Raw genomic sequence first — 17,151 nt, 5'->3', positions numbered from 1 at the left:
GAGGAAAGGTAAAAATACTTATGAAAGAGAGATTGCTTTCTCTTTCATAAGATTGTATAGTATTAAAATTTATAGAAAATATGTGCTTTAATCGCATCGTAACTTTGTACGATGTCATCATTTTTAACATTGGCATAGAGGAGTGAAGTTTCAATATTTTTAAGAACCTCATAGCTTACTTTGACATTAAACTCTTTTTCTTTAAGTTTATTGGCAAGAAGTGTATCGAGGTATTTCGTTTCTGCATAAATTGCACTTAGTTTTACACCTTCAACTTCATACAAGGCACTGATATAGGGTGTTTTAGCATCTTTATCAAAAGTATGATTGTGCTCTTCAAATGGCAATTGATCGCCAAAAGTACCAAGTTCAGCCATACCCTCTTTATCGACTTTAATATACCCAAGAGCCGCACTAACACCAAAAAGTGAAACGCCTTGTTCTACCTGAGTAAATGAACCATTTGGCGTACCCGAAACAGCACTATCGATAGAAGCATAGTGAAGCATCGTCTTTGTTTTAACCTCTTCATTTAGGGCTAAATTCAATGTTACTTTAAAACCAAGTGTATTTAAAAGATTCTCACCGTAGTAAAAATAAGGATTGAGTTCCAAAGATTCCATAGGCATATATTTTGCTTCAAGCATGTAAATGCCGTCATTGCCATTAATTTTTCCAAATTTATTGGAGACTTCATCAATATCGACTACAGCATATTTACGTGCCCATGCCATATTTAAAACAAGATTTTCGATACTACTGAATTCAAATGTCGCACCTTCAATATAATCGCTCAACCAGTTAAAATCCACCGCTTGACGCCCTAGTACAACTCTCCCCATACCTTCATGTTCAACCTTCACGAAAGCTTGGGAAAGCATATTTGGATCAGCTATAGAAGTTTTATAATCATCGTCATTTTTTTCACTGATTTTCAAACTACCCCAGCCTGAGACTCCAAGACTTACACCATGTATAGGTGCTGTCTCAAATCCAATATTGACATAGCCATTGGAAAAGCCACTGTTTGTACCCTCTTTAGCATCAATATGCTGTCCAAACCAACCAATGGTGCCCTCAATTTTACCATTCGCGAAAGCCTCTTCCAAATTTGTAGCATCACCTGCCACACTTAAACTACTTCCTAAAACTATTGCCGCAATCATACGTGAATAGCGTAACTGCATTGATTAACTCCTTTTTATTTTTCTAAAATACAACCATTTGGATTGTATTTTTTGCAAAGCTCACAAAAAACAGAGCTTTCACTGCGCTTTGCACAGATAAACTCGATCGCTTTTCGCTTGGCTTCATTTTTAAATTTATTCATTGCATTATGATTTAAAAAATTGGTCAACATAATGACCAAATGCACATCTTGTGGAATATCTTTTTTGACGACAGAAGGGTTCCTTGCATCCCAATGCGTAATCTTTTCAAAAGAAAAATCTTGCAATACCGACGCTATCGAATCAATTTTATCTCCACCTATCACTAGTACTGACATCGCTTCTCCTTTTTGATAATTGTTATTGAAATACTAGGATAGTTTTGCTTAATTTCTTTTAAATTTGATAATTGCTATCATTTTATGAACTAAAAAAACTTATTTATCTTTTTGACAATGGCTCTGGGATACAATAACTTTTACTTATTTCGGAGACTCACATGCTTTCATCCCTCGCTATCAGTTTTGCTGAAGCAAATCGTTATTTCAACACAGAACTTTCGTCTCATTTTCGTGCCATTGAAGATGGTAATCTAACGCCTATGCTGCTTATTTTTGCCCTCTCTTTTGGTTATGGTGTGGTTCATGCCATCGGTCCAGGACACGGTAAAGCACTCGTTGCAGGTTATCTTTTAGCCAACCCCACTAAAAAAATGCATGTCTTTCAAATAGGCTTTCTCATCGCCATCGTTCATGCACTTTCTGCCCTTGTGGTCACACTGGCAGCGACGTATCTGATTCAAGTCAGTGCTATGAAACTTTTTCGACAAGTCAATCCACCACTGTTTCAAATTTCAGGCGCATTAATTGTCTTAATGGGATGCTGGCTACTGTATGACGTTTGGCGCTCACGCAAAATAACGAAAGAGAGTGTTCGCCCGCAAAAAAGCCGTTTTGGCGTCGTTCTTTTAGCGGGTATTGTGCCCTGCCCTGGTGTCATTACGCTCTGCTTTTTTGCCATCACGTTAGGACACATCACCATTGGTATGGTTGCGGCTGTATTTATGAGTCTTGGCATGGGGCTTACCATCTCACTTGCAGGTCTATTGGTCAACATCATGCAAAAATCAAAACCTGTGATGACACAGCCTCGTTGGTTCTGGGTATTGCGACTTTTAGGAGTTCTGTTAGTTATAGCACTAGGACTTTTGTTCTTACTAAACCCTATCTCAACACGAGCTTTTTAACCTATGCTTAGAAAATTTCTTTTTACATTTTTGCTTTTTATGCTTCCTTACAACCTTTTTGCGTGTGCCCTGTGTGCCCTTTATACACCCTCAGCTACAGTTACCATCACCCTAAATGGTACACCGTCTAAGATTGAAACCATTACGTTTGAATGGACATTTACGCAAGATTTTATCAATACTTTACTCACACGTTACGATGAAAATCACAATAATAAACTTGACCCCAAAGAGCTTGAGCGCGTTAAAATTATCTTGGAAAATTACATTGAAAAAAGAAATTTCCTAACGACCATTGAGTATCTAAACGCGACTCAACCCAACCAAGAGAATGTGAAAAAACTACCTTTACATGTAAAGACAAAAAACCTCTTTTTAGAAGGGGAGAATCTCATTTTTCGTTTTACAACCAAGATCAATCAAGAAGTGGCAACGGGTGATGAAATCTCCTTTGTGTTTGAAGATAAAGAAGAGTATTTTAAATTTTTGGTGCATAGTGTCACATACACCATTAAAGAGCCTTTCACACTCGAATTCAATCTGGCTAACCACATCGCCTTTACTAAAATTACTAACGGTATCGTGACACAAAAAGACACCTCCTTAGCTCCTCCAAAAAAGGAAGATGTTGAACAACCTAAAGAGCTCCCTCCTTCGATGTCATGGCTTCAAACACGATTAACCCATACACAGCAAACAATTCAAAATGCCATCACCACACTCAAAGAAAAAGGCACAATGACAACTTATGCCCTCTTTTTAGGTATGTCGTTTTTATACGGACTCTTGCATGCCGCAGGACCAGGTCATGGCAAGGCGCTCGTTAGCTCCTATCTTTTTGCTTCACACCATCGCTATAGCAAAGCTCTTGGCATAGCAGCCCTGATTGGCATCGTGCATACCTTTGCCGCCTTTTTACTTACACTCGTCATTTACGGACTCTTTGATCTCTTTTTTAATGCCTTTTTTACCAACGTCACCTACTATGCAACGAAGCTCTCAGCGCTTATTATTATCAGCATTGCAGGTTATTTGGGTTGGCAAAAAATTCAAGCGATGAAAAGCACGCCAAAGATTGTCTCATTTTCAGCGCACCCTTTTACATGTAAATGCTCTTCTTGTTCACCAAAATCCCAAAGTACAGACTGGGGTGTGGTTTTAAGCGCTGGGGTTATTCCTTGTCCGGGAACCATTACCATCTTCATTTTTGCACTTAATACTGGAGCCTATCTTTTAGGTTTTTTAGCAGCACTTAGTATGAGCTTAGGTATGAGTAGCGTTATTGCCCTAACGGCGGTAGCTACGGTGTTTACGAAAAATCGTTTTCAAACCAAAAGCCCAAAAATTTTTATTTACAGTGAAGTGATTAGCCTTGCTATCATGCTGATATTGGGTATTATCTTACTCATTGCGTAAGGAGTCGTTGTGTTTTTTCGTTTAATATTTTTGAGTACTTTGCTCAGTACTTTTTTGTGTGCACATCCACATGTTTTTATTGATACCAAGGTACAAGTCTTGCCGGATAAAATTATTTTGACGTGGAGTTTTGATGAGATGAGTTCTGCCATGCTCATGGACGACTATGATAAAAATAAAGATAAAAAGCTCGATGCCAACGAAGTGGCTTTTATGGAAAAAGATCATTTTAAAACATTAGAGCCTTACAGCTATTTTATGCACATGTCAAATGGCAAAGATGAGTTTGATCTCAAACGCTTTAGTGACTTTAACGCTACCTTTGATGGCAAAAAACTCATTTACACGTTTGCTATTCCAAAGCCAAAGTTTAAAAAATATGAGCTACGTTTTTACGATGCAGAGATGTATGTAGCGCTTATTGTGAAAAAAGAGTGGCTTACATGTAAAGAACCTATCAAATGCAAAGTCGAAGGGTATGATGCGGACTTTTACTATGCCTATAAAGTTGTGGTTCAAGAGTAATGTGAAGAGAAGGAAACCCCTTCTCTTCTTAAATTTAGCAGGTACACTTGCAAAAGAGTAGGCGATCCTTTGCATTTTGTGTACTTTTTATTTCTGTTTTCTCCCCATTTTTAAACTTTGCCAAAGGCTCATCGCATGATTGAATAGACGTCATTGTGTAAGTACTCATGCATTTCCTTTTAAAGAAGCTTCTAATTGATCGCACCATGAAGCAATGCGCCCATCGGTCAGTTCACTTTGATTCTCTTCATCTAAAGCAAGCCCTATAAATTTGCCATCAATAACCGAAGCCGAGCTTTCATACGAATAGCCTATATCATCCCATAACCCAATGACTTTAGCACCCTTGTCAATAACCATATCATAAATAAGACGCATGCCACTTACATAATCACTACCATACCCTTCTTGATCGCCTAGTCCAAAAAGCGCTACGGTTTTACCCTTAAGATCAGCCGCTTTTAAATGACTCATAAAGCTATCCCAATCATCTTGTAAATCGCCATCATACCATGTTGATGTCCCTAAAATGAGCACATCATATTTGGCAAGGTTGTCTCCGTTTTTGAGCTTTCCAACATCATAAATATCCGTATTTAACCGCTTTTGAATTTTAAGAGCGGCCTCCGCCGTATTACCGTTAGTGCTTCCATAAAAAATAGCTATTTTCATAATTCTTTCTCCTTTAGATCGTTTAATAAATGGTATAAGGTACCAATTTTAGAGTGTACTCGATGCCTAAATCATCAAGTTTTTCACTGCGAATAAGCACATGTTTTCTAAAGTTTGCACTTCGTGGAAAAAGTAGATAAATGTGCTTACACTCAAGTGATGCAAGTAAATCTATCGCCTGATTAATCTCTGCAGATGCTTCAAGATCAGCGCGTTGCTCAATGGTTTTCCATGTCGGATATAAGTGTAATGATTCATTACTCTCTTCACTTTGAATGACAATGCGCTTCTCCTCTTGTGAAACCGATTTATCAGGATTTTGGCGCTTAACACGACTAAAAACATGATGTGAAAAAAGTTCATAACTGTTGATGGTAAAACAAAGATCTGGATGTTTTGCCAGTAGTGCCAAATCTTCTTTATCAAAACGACGGCTTATTTCATTGAGCGTGGAATATGCTTCAGACATCTTTAACCTTTTTTATTTTTCAAAATGATAACCGTTTTCAAATAATAAGTCAATATATTTTTATTCTTTTCGCTGTAAAATACTTTTTTACTTTAAAAGGAAGAGTATGCCATTAGATCTTTGGACATTTTTAGTCGCTATCACATTACTGACAATGACACCTGGTGCCGATACAATGATCGTTATTCGTAATACATTGCGTGGGGGCGCTAAAGATGGACTTGTTTCAAGTTTGGGGATTTGTTCAGGGCTTTTTGTGCATGCAACACTTTCAGCAGTAGGTATCTCTGCGGTTTTACTCTATTCGGCCACAGCATTTACAATTTTAAAAATTGCGGGAGCTTTGTATCTTATTTGGCTCGGCATTGGCTCACTAAGGTCTTTTTGGAATGCCAAAGGAACGCATCAAAAAGTGGTTGCGAAAAAACCGTTTAATTTTTGGACATCATTACAAGAGGGATTTTTATCTAATGTCCTTAACCCAAAAGCCGTCATTTTCTATATGGCATTTTTACCACAATTTATCTCTCACGAGAGTTCTGCACTTGCACAATCACTCTTTCTAGCCTTGCTGCATTTTATTGTAGGAACGATCTGGCAGGCATTTTTAGTCTATACCATTGTCTCAGCAAATGGTTTTATCACGAAAAAAAGTGTACGCCAGAGTTTAGATGCGATCTCAGGAATCGTGATGGTTTCTCTTGGCATTACACTCTTTTTAGAAAAGCGTTAGGCTAAAATCTTTATAAGGGATTTTTCTAACTCGCCATACTTAAAAGTAAATCCTTTTTCAAGCAATGCCTTAGGGTAAACCTCTTTGCTATCAAGTAAAACCGTTGAACCTTCGCCAAAAAGCAGTTTGATCATAAAAGAAGGTATAGGTAAAAAAGTGGGGCGATGCAACACTTTTCCTAATATTTTTGTAAAGTCGTAGTTACTCAGTGGCTGCGGAGCAGTAGCATTATAAATGCCCTCGCATTGGTGCTCCAACACAAAAGCATAAATGGCAACAAGATCGTCAATATCAATCCAACTGGTCATCATTCGCCCATCGCCAATAATGCCTCCAAGTCCTAGTTTAAAAGCAGGTAGCATTTTGGAGAGTGCTCCTCCATCAGGACCTAGCACAACACCAAAACGTAAAATGGTGGTGAGTTTCGTACATTTTAAAGCTTCCGCTTCCCAATCCTGCGCAAGCTTTCCTAAAAAATCATCGCCTAAAGGAAGGGTTCGCTCATCGCAAGGTGTGTTATTGGGGTAAATGCCTACCGCAGAGGTGGAGATAAAATGCTCTATTTCACTTTGATTGATCGCTTCGACAAGCTTCTTAGTTGTCTCAATACGACTTGTGTAAAGCACTTTTTTATACGCCTCATTCCATCTCGCAACGATGGGCGCACCCGAGAGATTAAAAACAGCACCTACCCCTTCAAGTTTTTGCTTGATAGCTTCCACGTCATCTTTTCGCTCAATCACGACAAAATTTGGGAATCTTTTTTTGAGTGCATTGGCAACAAAACCGCTCGCTCCGCTGATGGCTACTTTCATCTTAGTGTCCTTGTAAGTGTTGGCGTATTTTAGAGTCGCTCATATTTTCGCCTCTGAGCATGCGAAGACGCATCTCATTAAAGTCTATCATACTCTCTTTCTTCTGCTCATACGCTCCAAAGCCATAATGCATCGGCGTTTCATCGTTGATGGAATAAGCTGCCTTAAAGGCATTTATATAACGGTTCGTATCATTGCTATACACCCACATAGCAACGGTTTGTGGCTCGATTTTTTGCTCTTTCATCCACAAAATAGCACATCCAACATCATCAAAAAAGTGTGTTTTAGAATCTCCTGTGACAATTTGTGCTGTGTGCTTTTTACCCACGATGAACATGTGACACTCTGGGCATTGAATCGTGTTGTCCTTAAATTCTAAGGCGACTTTGGAACTATTGCTTATGTCAGTTGGCAGTTGATGCTTTACATGTAAAAACCAAAAAAGCCCACCAAGCGCTAAGAGAGGAAATACAATCAACACACCGACGAAAACATTTTTTTTCACAACCAAACTCCATTTCGTATAAAATAGACCACAGGATAACTCGTTAAGATCAGGAGATAAAGCGCATTCAACACCAAAGAGGCTCTCATAAAATGTGGTTGTGCCTTGTGTGACACCAACGCTAAAACACCTCCGCCAATGCCATAAAATGTTCCAGCAAAGAGAAGTGTGTAAAGCGCATATCCCACAAAATAATAATCCCTCTGCAACAAACAAAACGGACAGCGATGAGTTGGGAGTTCATAAACATACGGACTAAAAAAGACAATCAATGTGATGATTGAAAAAAGTAAGAACATGCCATTGGCAAAAATCATCAAAGACATATTTTTCAACCAAAAAGCAAGCATAATCATGCCAAAGAAGCCATAGAAAAACCAGACCCACAATGAGGCATCCACCGCAAAAAGTAGTGAAATGTACGAACTGCTTGATGCAGAGAAAAGTGTACCGCAACAACTGACAATCTTACTGATGTTAAGCCCTGCAAAAAAAGCTATCTCAAGCCCAATTTCCACAAAAAGCGGTACTGAAAAAAGGACAAACAAAACAAATTTCAGCTGAGTAAAGGGTAATTTTTCATCGTTTATATCAGCATAGTGAAGCAGCAACCAAAAGCCAAAGAGATAAAGATTTAAAAGTTTAAACAGCGTCAAATAAAGCCCAAAATCAACCGAATTCACCACGCCACTCGCACACATAGCACCGGTGATGATGGTGGAGAGCTTATCGCATGTATAAATAAAAAAGAGAAACAGAGGTAGTTTGAGCATAAAAATGTATTTGATAATGGTCGAAACTAAATAGCTCTGTTTAGAAAGCGTGTATTGAAGGGGTGTGGTTGCATGACTGTCCCACTTGAGCGCTATGCGAAAACCTATGGCAAAAGCAATGATGCCAAAAAAAAGAAAAATGGCATCGAGAATAAGCAGCGAGATAATCTCAGGGGTTAAGCTCATACCACAATCTCACCATTTTTAATCTCAACAACATGGTCAACAAACGCAAGGTCAAAAAAGAGCGGATCGTGTGTTGCAATGAGGAGTGTCACGCCACTTTGTTTGAGTTTCTCAAGAGAGGCTATAAGCTCACGAGAGAGTTTTTCGTCGAGATTGGCGGTTGGCTCATCGGCTAAAATGACTAAAGGATCATTGATCAAGGCACGTGCGATTGCCACACGTTGTTGTTCTCCTCCAGAAAGACGGTTCACACGCATCCCAGCTTTGTGCGCAATGCCACACTGCTCCATCACTGCTTTGGCTTTGCTCTCGAGTACATGTAAAGGAAGGTTCTCAGGAATCAAAGGAGCCATGACATTCTCAAGAACGCTAAGATGTGCTATAAGGTGGTATTTTTGAAAAATAAACCCAATTTTCTGGCGTCTAAGGGCAGCACTAAAATGCTCTGGTAATTTAGAAATTTCTTTACTATCTACACGCACTTCACCGCTCGTTGGCTGAGAGAGCCCTGCTATTAAAGAGAGTAAAGTACTTTTGCCACTACCGCTTGATCCTTTAAGTACCACGCACTCTGCTTTCTTTACATGTAAAGATATACTATGCAACGCATGAACGTTCTCATCGCCTTGAATGAAGCTTTTACTTACCTCTTGAACCCAAATCATCGCATCACCTCATCAGCATCTAAACTTGAAGCTCGCCACGAAGGAATCAAAGTGGCGGCGATGTAAATGGGAACACTTAAGAGAAACAGTAGAAAAAGCATCGCAAAATCTAGATGAAACGGCAATGCAAAAGCAGGTTTAAGCTCGGAGTACCCCATGAATACATTGCGCAAAAGTGGTGCTTGCAAGCCATAGACGTAAAAAAGAGATAACGCAATCCCTACTAAAAAAGCACCTATAGCAATAATGAAACTCTCAAAAAACTTCTCTTTCAAAATATCATCACTGCTCCAACCAATCGCTTTTAAAATGCCGATTTCCTTCTTCTCTTCAGAACTCAAGCCGCTTGTTTTATCGTAAATAATAATAAAAAAAGCAAAGGCACAAATACTAAAAAGGGAGAGGAAAAAGCCGCTTTTATAATCAAAAATATTTTGGTAACTGACTCTAATGTCATCTTGAGTGATAGCGCGCATATCAGGAAAGCGTGTCGTAATTTTCTGCACGATGGTAGGAATCTCTTTCACATTAGCCACTTTAACCATAATGTCGGTGGCCTTGTCTTTTTCCATTCCAAAAATAGCATACGCCAATTTTTTAGGCAAAATAATCAGATCATTGGATTCTAAAGCAAGGTCTGAATTAAAAACACCCGCGATCGAAACGCGTTGCCATTTTCCTTCGCTGGTAACGAAATTAAAAAAGTCGGTGTAATAATTTTCCGCTAAGACTTTTTTCACACCAACACCCACGATCATGGCATTTTCACTCTCAAGCAGTTTCACATCAAAACTCTGTGTGAGTTTAGAAAGCGTAGCAGAGTACTGCTCTTCATAAGCATCCACACCAACAACGGAAAAATTTACGCCTGCAGGTTTGAAGTAATAATATCCCCACACACGAGGCGTTATCGCACTAATGCCTTCAATATCTAAAAGTGCATCGACTCTCTCTATCGGTACATCAGTCTGCTTACCCGCAACAAAGCGTTGAAGTGTAATTTGAGGTAACGTTTTGAGTGTGGTGCTCAGTTCAAGTTTAATAGCGTCTGCTATCATCAAAATTGAAGAGAGTAAAAAAATGAGCAAACTTAAAATAAAAAAGATAAAAAAGCTTTTCCCCGCACGGCGCGTGAGAGAGCGAACCCCGTAATCTAACAATAAAAAATTGAATTTAAAAGACACGTTCTATCCTTGAAGGCTGAGAATTGGGTGCGTAGTGATACACGAAAGTAGAAGGAAAATACTCTAAAAGCTCAGGTGAATCGCCAAAGTAAGAGAAAACATCACTGAGACTTCGGTGGCGAACGTAGTGTGCTTCACTTACCAAAGCAAGATCAGGCAATCCAGAAAGAGCGACCAACTCTTCTTTACATGTAATCTTTGAAGGTGTGAGTGCGCATGCATAAGAATAGTAAAAGATTTGTGCCATAATCGTGATGCAAAGTGTCAAGAATAGTGCAAAAAACGTGATACGAGCAACCATTGCATCTCCTCTAATGTAAGTGAAGATTGTACCACATGAACACGCTTTTATCAATAGAGTTCTTGCAGAACTCTTTACACGTTTTTAAAGCAAAGCTCAAAACGAAGTTTCTGTGAAAAGACTACGTTAACACGTGGTTTTCCTCGGCAGAATGCCCACGCACCTTTGGTGCTTCAAGTTCTTTCAAAATAAATTTTGTAAGAACGCTGTTCCATCTAAGCCATTTTCGATTACAATACGCTATCTTAAATGCTTATGCTAAGGACGTTCTATGCAACTCGATATTTGGCTTACGATGCTCGTCGCCTCCATTCTCATTAGTGTCTCTCCTGGTGCTGGAGCTGTTGTCTCTATGAACTATGGACTCAAATACGGACTTAAGCGCTCTTATGCCGCTATTATGGGGCTTCAGATGGGCCTTTTTGTGCAAACGTTTGTTGTCGTTATCGGGCTTGGATCTCTCATTATGAGTTCATTGCTTCTTTTTAATATCATTAAATGGATTGGCGTGGTGTACTTGGTCTTTTTGGGGGTTATGAAGTTTATTGAAAAACCACATTTACCAAACGATGCAGAGCAGATCAAAGCTTTTTCCGCTTCCAAAGCGTTTATTCAAGCCACATTGATTAACCTGACCAACATCAAAGCAACGGTCTTTTTGGTTGCGTTTATTCCCCAATTTCTCAATCCAAATGAACCACTTTTGGGGCAGTTTGTCATCATCTGCGCAACACTCATTTGTGTGGATATTATTGTCATGACAGGCTATAGTTCTTTAGCTTCACGCCTTAAAAATGTCATTAAGTCTATTCGCGCCATCAAGATTCAAAACCGTCTTACAGGAGCTTTTTTACTCCTTGCAGCCTTTTTTATCTCAACGGCAAAACGCGCTTAAACAAATTTTTTCGTATAAACTTCTTCGTCAAAACCAACCAAAAGCGCTCCATCTTCACACTCAACGATGGGGCGTTTAAAAAGTAGCTGCTCCCTTAAAAGCCAACTTCCTTTTTCTGTATCGTCCATCTCTTTACTAAGCCCCAAAGTTTTAAACTTCGTTCCTTTGGTATTAAAGATAACCGACATGGGTTGCTTACTTAGCCACTCTTTTAGTTTTGCTTCACTGATCTGCGTACTTTTAAGGTCTATGAACGCATAAGGAACAACCTTCGCTTTAAAAAAAGCAATCGCCTTTTTGACACTACCACACGTCGTAATACCATACACTTTGATCATACACTCTCCTTATAAAACTCGATGCGATTTCGCCCTTTTTGTTTGGCTTGGTACATTGCCCTATCTGCCTCACTAAAAATATGCTCTTTGTGCTGTTTATCATAGCCAAAAAGAGTTACGCCTATGCTTGCAGTACACTCATGAGTAATGACTTTATCCTTCTTCTCCTCTTCATCCAATAAGAGGACATAAGGGGCTCTCACATGAAAGAGTATTTTAGAGGCCACCCTCATCGCCTCGACTTTAGCATTTTCTTCATTTTTGCTTAAATCACTAAGAGCTACAATAAACTCATCACCACCAAAACGAGCGACAATATCACTTTGGCGCACACAAGCATTGAGACGTGCTGCTACATCTGTGAGTAAAAGATCACCTGCTTTATGACCGAAAACATCATTGAGTGGCTTGAAATTATCCAGATCAATCACTAAAAATGCACCCCATTTATGATGGCGCCTAGCTTGCGCCAATAGAAACGTAAAACGTTCATCAAACATTCGCCGATTAGGAAGATGCGTTAGAGTGTCATGAAAAGCAAGCTCGCGAACCAGCTCTTCGGTTTTTTTACGCTCAGTTATATCCGTCGAGATACCGCATAATGCGTAAAGCGTTCCATCTTCATTTAGCAAAGGAATTTTTGTAGAAAGATAGGTTGTTGACAGTCCTGTTTGTAAACTCATATTGGTCTCTTCACGCGTCACTTTGCGCCCGTACTCAATCACTTCACTATCAAACTTACGGATATTTTGAGTTGTTTCGATGTCAAAAAAGTCACAATCTTCATGCCCTATAAGCGTCTCCAAAGTAACACCAAACAGATCACACGTTTTTTTATTGGCATAAACATAACGGTACTGCGTATCTTTGATGTAAATAAAAGCCTCTACCGTATCTAAAATCGTATTGAGTTTGGCTTCACTTTGCATAAGCCCTAATGTTCGCTCATGAATTCTATCTTCCAATGCTAGATTATTGGAGCGGACAAAGGCAATCATCTCGTTGAATTGACGTGAAAGCCCAGCAATCTCATCATGCCCACGAGGCAATGAAAGATCCATAGAATAATCGCCATGCTCAATGCGTTTCATCGATGCTTTCAGCTGACTTAGAGGCTTTAAAACCAAATAATTGAGTGTAAATCCAACACATACAAGGGAAACTAAAAAAAGAAGACTAAGCATTGGAAGAATGGTGATATTTTTCATCAATGTTAGTTCAGCTGGATCAATCAACGTTAGATTAAACCATCCAATCTCTTTAAGATACGCAATGCCTAAAAGATGTTTACTCCCTTCAAAATTGACCCACAATGTCTCAACTTTTTCTGGCTCAAGGTAAAGCATATTAATAACTTTTTTGATCTGCTCAACATCATGTTTTGAAAATAATAAATCAATGGTTTTATGCTCCCCATTGGCTTTGGTGAGGCTGTTATAATCGATCAGTGTCGTGTCTCGAGCAAGTTGAACGGCAAAATTTTTGTTGATAAGAAAATTGTGTACACCTTCTTGTTCAATGCCAACAGACTCACGTAAAAAGCGCTCAAAATCAACCCCAGTACCCACAATTCCCACTTTTTGACCATTGCCACTTTCAAGAACAACATCTATCCATACTTTAGTACTGTCTAACCTCATGTTTTTATTGACATTCACCCAAAAAGATTCATTGTCTCCAAGTATTTTAAAAAACCAAGCGTCATTACTTTCAGAAGTGGAGAGTGTATAGCGAAACTCTTTACCTTTAAAATCATTAGTGGCATTGTTGGCATAATTGTGCTGTGTTTTGACAAAAACGGCAAAATAGCTTCGGTCTTGAAATAAAAGACGATACCGTTCTAAGACGTCTAACCCTTTTTGCCTTACAATAGGATCGTCTTCATGCAGTGCCATCGCTTGAAGATCAGGTTCGTTTGCCATCTCTCTTGTGAGTGAAAGCTCCCTTAAAATAGGAAGAAGTGTACGGTTTTTATCGAAAGCAACCTGCTTTTTAATAAACCGCTCCGCCCATTTTTCATTAATACTTTCAAATAAAAAATCAGAATAAAACCATACAAAAGTAGAAAAGAGGAAAAAAAGCGCTGTCATGAAAACAAAAAGTTTTGCTTTAAGATTCATGTTATCACCTTTTTCTAATTTTTATCATTATAACAATTTTTAGTAATGAATAAAAATCAATAAATAGTTTTAATTTATACATGTAAGTATCTTTAGCCTATAATAACGCCATAATCTCCCTTTTAAAAGCTGGTCGCATGAATAATCTCTCAAAAGAGGCACAAGGATACATTTACGCTATTTTAGCGTTTACATTTTGGGGTTTGGTGCCCATCTACTTTAAAATTATCTCAACAGTCACAGCAACCGAAATCCTAGCACACCGCATTATTTGGTCCGTTGTCTTACTCTTTGGTGTGATGCTTTTTGGTCGCCAATTTGGCACATTTAAACTACTGGTAAAAGATATATCCAAGATCAAATATCTTGTCCTCTCCGCGCTATTGGTTTCAACCAATTGGCTCGTTTTTATCTGGGCCGTGGAACATAGTATGATTGCAGAATCAAGCTTGGGTTACTACATCAACCCCTTAGTCAATTTTGCGCTTGGAATACTTGTCTTCAAAGACCGCCCTACTTTTTGGCAAAAAATTGCTATTGCTTTAGCCTTTATCGCCATTTTTTATCAAATCATCACGCTAGGCTCTGTGCCGATTGTTTCGCTTATGCTGGCATTTAGTTTTGCTTTTTACGGGCTTATTCGTAAACAGGTCAATCTTCCTGCCCTAAGTGGACTTTACATAGAAACACTTATTTTATTTCCTTTAGCACTGCTCTACTTTGGTTATTTAGTCTTTACAGCACAAAATGCGTTTGTCTTTCCACCCAATGCCATTTCATGGCTCTTAATGCTTGCAGGTGTCATTACGGTTATTCCTCTGCTTTGGTTTAATGCTGCGGCTACAAGGCTATCACTCATCCATATAGGCTTTTTCCAGTACATCGGACCGACCGTTTCCTTTTTGTTAGCAATTTTTGTTTATGATGAGATTTTACTTCCAGAAAAATTGACCAGTTTTGTGCTCATTTGGATTGCACTTGCCATCTTTAGCATTGATGGTTACCTGAAAAAAAGACGCGTTAAAGAGGTCTAGATGAAAGTTTTGATCGTAGAAGATGATACCAAAATCGCCGCCTTTTTAAAAAAAGGGTTAGAAGAAGAGTACTTTTGCGTTGATGTGTGTGACAATGGCGAAGATGCCATCTACCTAGCGGGCATTAACGCGTACGATGTTATCATTCTTGACATCATGATCAACGGTCTTCAAGGCGATGATGTCTGCAAAAAGCTAAGAGAGCAGAAAATCGCTATTCCTATTATCATGCTCAGTGCCAAAAGCACTATTAGCGACAAAGTGAATTTGCTCAACCTAGGAGCGGATGATTATCTAACCAAGCCATTTAGTTTTGATGAACTTTTGGCGCGTATTCATGTGCAGTTACGTAAAAGTGATCAAAAAGAGCCTCTGCTTCGCGTGAGTGATCTTGAGCTAAATCCACTGACTAAAGCCGTTCGTCGTGCGGGAGAAAGTATTGCTTTGACGGCTAAGGAGTATGTGCTTTTAGAGTATCTTATACGTCATAAAAATGCCATTGTGGAAGAGCACATTTTAGAAGAACAAATTTTCAGTATGGAGCAAAGCATTCAAAGTAATATCATCAATGTTTACATGTACCGCTTGCGTACAAAAATTGATAAAAATTTTGATCTGAAACTGATTAAAACTTACCGCAATCAAGGATACGCTATCAGCGATGCAACACTTTAAAAATCTTAAATTCAGACTGATTGGCACACTCGGAGTTGTTTTATTTACCCTCTTTTATAGCTTTGGATATATCGTTGTGCATACCCTTGAAAGCTCCTATAAACAGTCATTAGAAGCTACGCTTTTTACGGTTTTAAAAGATATTAAACACGATTTTACGCAACGAACAGATAAAGAGACGATCACCCTTGATGACAACAAGGCAGAGTTTGATATACCTGTCTTATATGCGCAAATAGTGGCATACGATAGCCTGTCAAATACCCCACAAATTCTTAATAAATCGAGTGACCTCAAAGGTGAAATTCTCAAAATAGAGCCCACCATTGTTCAACAAATATTTGACAATCCCGAGAAAATCGTTTTTTCAATGATGTCAGATACAAAACTAACACAGCGTAAAATCTATATTGGAACGATTTTTTTAGCCCAAAATGAGTTCCAAATGCTCTTTTTACAATGTGCTATGCCGTATGACAAACATACTCCCCAAATCAAAGAGATGATCTCTACCCTTTGGATGGGGCTCTCGTTATTGCTAGCCATCATTTTAGTAGTCGCTTATATTTTAATTTCAAAATCACTCTCAAACGTTCAAAAAGTTACCAATACAGCCAAAGCAATAACAGCTCACGATGTACACTCTATCATCCCGCAAACGCATATTGCTTACGAGATCGATGATCTGATCGATACATTTAACACACTTTTGAGTGAGCTTCAAAATGCCTACGCTCAAGTCAAACAGTTTGGACAAAACGCTTCACATGAGCTCAAAACACCTCTTACCATCATCAAAGGGGAAGTTGACGTGGGTCTGCGTAAAGAGCGCAGTGCAGAAGAGTACCAACAGATTTTGAAAAAAGTCGCTAAAGAGGTCATCACGCTGCATGAAGTCATCGAAAAAATTCTCTTTTTATCCAGCACTACCAAGAATGAGCTGAAACACCATTTTAGTGAAGTCTATTTGGACGAAATACTTATTGACGCCATCGAAGAAAAGCGCCCTTTAAGTGAGCAGAAAAATCTGCATTTACATGTAAACACTTTAGAAGCTGTCAGTGTCTTAGGCAATGCTGCTCTTTTAAAAATTGTCATTGCCAATCTCATCGACAATGCCATTAAATACTCAACGGCTCCGGCGACCATTGAGATCGCTCTTTTCCCACATGAACTTCACATCAAAGACGAAGGGTTGGGAATCAAGAAAGAAGAGTTAGCACATGTTTTTGAGCAGTTTTACAGAGGCGATGAGAGTAAACAAACGACTCAAGGAAGCGGGCTTGGACTTGCGATCGTCAAAAACATTCTCGACTTGCATGATTTTGGTATTTCACTTCAAAGCCAAGAAGGAGTTGGCACACATATTTTTGTAACATTCTAATTCATCTTACATTCATCTATTTGCACTAAAATAACGACATTAA

The 17,151-nt window shown here is 38.8% G+C and carries 20 protein-coding genes; 8 read left to right on the top strand and 12 right to left on the bottom strand.

Features of this window, described 5'->3' with window-relative positions; genetic code table 11:
• Nucleotides 1-62: 62 nt before the first annotated feature.
• Together N0B29_RS11660 and N0B29_RS11655 are read right to left on the bottom strand one after the other, a co-directional pair.
• Nucleotides 63-1,187, bottom strand: a complete 1,125-nt coding sequence (locus tag N0B29_RS11660; protein ID WP_263833909.1) for an Opr family porin — start codon at nucleotides 1,185-1,187, stop codon at nucleotides 63-65.
• Between the two features lie 14 nt (nucleotides 1,188-1,201).
• Nucleotides 1,202-1,507 (bottom strand): DUF2325 domain-containing protein, encoded by a 306-nt coding sequence (locus N0B29_RS11655; protein ID WP_263833908.1) that lies wholly within the window; start codon nucleotides 1,505-1,507, stop codon nucleotides 1,202-1,204.
• Between the two features lie 161 nt (nucleotides 1,508-1,668).
• On the opposite strand from N0B29_RS11655, the gene N0B29_RS11650 reads away from it, so the two are divergent.
• Genes N0B29_RS11650 through N0B29_RS11640 form a run of 3 tightly spaced genes read left to right on the top strand, consistent with a single transcriptional unit; the run spans nucleotide 1,669 to nucleotide 4,356 of the window.
• Complete coding sequence (locus tag N0B29_RS11650) at nucleotides 1,669-2,415, top strand: nickel/cobalt transporter (RefSeq protein WP_263833907.1); 747 nt, start codon at nucleotides 1,669-1,671, stop codon at nucleotides 2,413-2,415.
• 3 nt (nucleotides 2,416-2,418) lie between these two features.
• Nucleotides 2,419-3,831 (top strand): nickel/cobalt transporter, encoded by a 1,413-nt coding sequence (locus N0B29_RS11645; protein ID WP_263833906.1) that lies wholly within the window; start codon nucleotides 2,419-2,421, stop codon nucleotides 3,829-3,831.
• Between the two features lie 9 nt (nucleotides 3,832-3,840).
• Nucleotides 3,841-4,356, top strand: coding sequence for a DUF1007 family protein (locus tag N0B29_RS11640; protein ID WP_263833905.1), 516 nt, complete (start codon nucleotides 3,841-3,843; stop codon nucleotides 4,354-4,356).
• Between the two features lie 165 nt (nucleotides 4,357-4,521).
• Here the strand turns inward: N0B29_RS11640 and N0B29_RS11635 are convergent, their stop codons facing one another.
• A complete protein-coding gene (locus N0B29_RS11635; protein ID WP_263833904.1) occupies nucleotides 4,522-5,028 on the bottom strand; it encodes a flavodoxin in 507 nt (168 codons plus the stop codon).
• Nucleotides 5,029-5,050: 22 nt separating this feature from the next.
• On the bottom strand, nucleotides 5,051-5,497 hold the full coding sequence (locus N0B29_RS11630; RefSeq protein ID WP_263833903.1) for a hypothetical protein: 447 nt from the start codon (nucleotides 5,495-5,497) through the stop codon (nucleotides 5,051-5,053).
• A gap of 106 nt (nucleotides 5,498-5,603) precedes the next feature.
• On the opposite strand from N0B29_RS11630, the gene N0B29_RS11625 reads away from it, so the two are divergent.
• Nucleotides 5,604-6,230 carry a LysE family translocator gene (locus tag N0B29_RS11625; RefSeq protein ID WP_263833902.1) on the top strand — a complete coding sequence of 209 codons (627 nt, stop codon included), beginning with the start codon at nucleotides 5,604-5,606 and terminating at the stop codon, nucleotides 6,228-6,230.
• On the opposite strand, the gene N0B29_RS11620 is transcribed toward N0B29_RS11625, so the two are convergent.
• The 6 genes from N0B29_RS11620 to N0B29_RS11595 are packed head-to-tail and all read right to left on the bottom strand — an operon-like array spanning nucleotide 6,227 to nucleotide 10,662.
• Nucleotides 6,227-7,045, bottom strand: a complete 819-nt coding sequence (locus tag N0B29_RS11620) for a TIGR01777 family oxidoreductase (protein ID WP_263833901.1) — start codon at nucleotides 7,043-7,045, stop codon at nucleotides 6,227-6,229. The two genes, N0B29_RS11625 and N0B29_RS11620, sit on opposite strands and share 4 nt — an antisense overlap.
• 1 nt (nucleotide 7,046) lies before the next feature.
• On the bottom strand, nucleotides 7,047-7,553 hold the full coding sequence (locus N0B29_RS11615; protein ID WP_263833900.1) for a hypothetical protein: 507 nt from the start codon (nucleotides 7,551-7,553) through the stop codon (nucleotides 7,047-7,049).
• The gene (locus tag N0B29_RS11610; RefSeq protein WP_263833899.1) at nucleotides 7,550-8,512 is read right to left on the bottom strand and encodes a hypothetical protein; all 963 of its coding nucleotides are present in this window, start codon (nucleotides 8,510-8,512) and stop codon (nucleotides 7,550-7,552) included. The genes N0B29_RS11615 and N0B29_RS11610 overlap by 4 nt, the downstream gene beginning before the upstream one ends.
• Nucleotides 8,509-9,177 (bottom strand): ABC transporter ATP-binding protein, encoded by a 669-nt coding sequence (locus N0B29_RS11605; RefSeq protein ID WP_263833898.1) that lies wholly within the window; start codon nucleotides 9,175-9,177, stop codon nucleotides 8,509-8,511. The genes N0B29_RS11610 and N0B29_RS11605 overlap by 4 nt, the downstream gene beginning before the upstream one ends.
• Nucleotides 9,174-10,361 (bottom strand): ABC transporter permease, encoded by a 1,188-nt coding sequence (locus tag N0B29_RS11600; protein ID WP_263833897.1) that lies wholly within the window; start codon nucleotides 10,359-10,361, stop codon nucleotides 9,174-9,176. Before N0B29_RS11600 ends, N0B29_RS11605 begins: the two co-directional genes overlap by 4 nt.
• Nucleotides 10,351-10,662, bottom strand: a complete 312-nt coding sequence (locus N0B29_RS11595; RefSeq protein ID WP_263833896.1) for a hypothetical protein — start codon at nucleotides 10,660-10,662, stop codon at nucleotides 10,351-10,353. Before N0B29_RS11595 ends, N0B29_RS11600 begins: the two co-directional genes overlap by 11 nt.
• Before the next feature lie 271 nt (nucleotides 10,663-10,933).
• Here N0B29_RS11595 and N0B29_RS11590 point away from each other — a divergent pair, with 271 nt between their 5' ends.
• Entirely contained in the window at nucleotides 10,934-11,557 is a 624-nt protein-coding gene (locus tag N0B29_RS11590) for a LysE family transporter (protein WP_263833895.1), read from the top strand.
• Here N0B29_RS11590 and N0B29_RS11585 read toward each other — a convergent pair.
• Both N0B29_RS11585 and N0B29_RS11580 read right to left on the bottom strand, forming a co-directional pair.
• The gene (locus tag N0B29_RS11585) at nucleotides 11,554-11,895 is read right to left on the bottom strand and encodes an arsenate reductase family protein (protein WP_263833894.1); all 342 of its coding nucleotides are present in this window, start codon (nucleotides 11,893-11,895) and stop codon (nucleotides 11,554-11,556) included. The two genes, N0B29_RS11590 and N0B29_RS11585, sit on opposite strands and share 4 nt — an antisense overlap.
• The gene (locus N0B29_RS11580) at nucleotides 11,892-14,015 is read right to left on the bottom strand and encodes a diguanylate cyclase domain-containing protein (protein WP_263833893.1); all 2,124 of its coding nucleotides are present in this window, start codon (nucleotides 14,013-14,015) and stop codon (nucleotides 11,892-11,894) included. The genes N0B29_RS11585 and N0B29_RS11580 overlap by 4 nt, the downstream gene beginning before the upstream one ends.
• A gap of 137 nt (nucleotides 14,016-14,152) precedes the next feature.
• On the opposite strand from N0B29_RS11580, the gene rarD reads away from it, so the two are divergent.
• From rarD to N0B29_RS11565, 3 genes are read left to right on the top strand one after another with little or no spacing between them, the layout of a single operon-like run.
• Complete coding sequence (rarD, locus tag N0B29_RS11575) at nucleotides 14,153-15,049, top strand: EamA family transporter RarD (RefSeq protein ID WP_263833892.1); 897 nt, start codon at nucleotides 14,153-14,155, stop codon at nucleotides 15,047-15,049.
• The gene (locus N0B29_RS11570; RefSeq protein WP_263833891.1) at nucleotides 15,050-15,724 is read left to right on the top strand and encodes a response regulator transcription factor; all 675 of its coding nucleotides are present in this window, start codon (nucleotides 15,050-15,052) and stop codon (nucleotides 15,722-15,724) included.
• Entirely contained in the window at nucleotides 15,711-17,108 is a 1,398-nt protein-coding gene (locus tag N0B29_RS11565; RefSeq protein ID WP_263833890.1) for a sensor histidine kinase, read from the top strand. Before N0B29_RS11570 ends, N0B29_RS11565 begins: the two co-directional genes overlap by 14 nt.
• The last annotated feature ends 43 nt before the right edge of the window (nucleotides 17,109-17,151 follow it).

Source organism: Sulfurospirillum oryzae (genome assembly GCF_025770725.1).
Taxonomy (GTDB): Bacteria; Campylobacterota; Campylobacteria; order Campylobacterales; family Sulfurospirillaceae; genus Sulfurospirillum; species Sulfurospirillum oryzae.
This window is presented reverse-complemented; position numbering and strand designations above follow the sequence as displayed.